The 856-nt window shown below is 68.9% G+C and carries 1 pseudogene; it reads left to right on the top strand.

Annotated features, from left to right (window positions below):
- A pseudogene (locus tag RB628_RS40955) lies at positions 1 to 191 on the top strand (SPFH/Band 7/PHB domain protein); the annotation flags it as partial.
- Positions 192 to 856: the final 665 nt, after the last annotated feature.

Below are 856 nucleotides of genomic sequence, written 5' to 3'. Positions count from 1 at the left end.
GCGTGTCCCGCGCCTTCACCGAGGTGCTGCCCCAGTCGCCGGCCACCCGCGAGAAGCCCTCGGACGACATGGTTGCCCAGGCCGCCAACGACAAGGCTCAGGCCGCCGAAGCCGCTGCCGCGGCCCTCGCCGACGCAGCCAAGACCGAGGCCGTCACTGCCGATGCCCTCCCGTCTCACCCGCCTCGCTGACGGCCGGCGGCGTCTCTGCCAGTGCAACTCGCACACCGGAACCCTCCGAGCGCCTGACCATCTAGCACACACTCGTCAACCCTGCGCCGCTTGTGTGCACTCGTGCGGAGATATCTCGCCACCGTACCGCTGCTGCTTCGCGCGGCGCCGGGTCCGTCTGCCGAAAGAACGAGTGGGACCGGAGCAGCGGACAACCCGAAAACGTCACCGTCTCGGCCCTGGCGTTATTCGGGCGGCTGATCGTAAGCACCACATTTCAGAAGCAAGCGGCCAGTGCCCGCCACGCCTCGCCAGGGGCGAGGGGTTGCTGTTCACCCATGAGGGGCCTCCTGCCGAAGCGGACGGCCGCCAGCGCCTGGACAGCCGCTGCCTGCAGGTGCCGCTCGGGTCGACGCTGGCGGCTTCCGGCCACAGCGGGCCACGAGATCCAGCACCTGTACTCGCGTTGGTGAGAGACGGACAGGTCGACGATCTGGTGCTGCAGCCCCATCAGTGGTCGGGCGTCAGAGCGGTCGGTGGGCCAGCGGTGACGCCGCCGTCCAGGATGAACTCCGTGCCGGTGGAGTAGGTGGCGTCGGCGGCGATGAAGAGCACCATGCGGGCGACCTCCTCCCTCTCTGTCAGCCTTGGGTGAGACGTCCCGTTCTGCGGGGTTAGCCTGAGAG

It is taken from the genome of Streptomyces sp. ADMS, from assembly GCF_033441795.1.
In the GTDB taxonomy this organism is placed as follows: Bacteria; Actinomycetota; Actinomycetes; order Streptomycetales; family Streptomycetaceae; genus Streptomyces.
The sequence above is the reverse complement of the archived record's forward strand: the minus strand, read 5'-3'. Positions and strand labels throughout refer to the sequence as shown.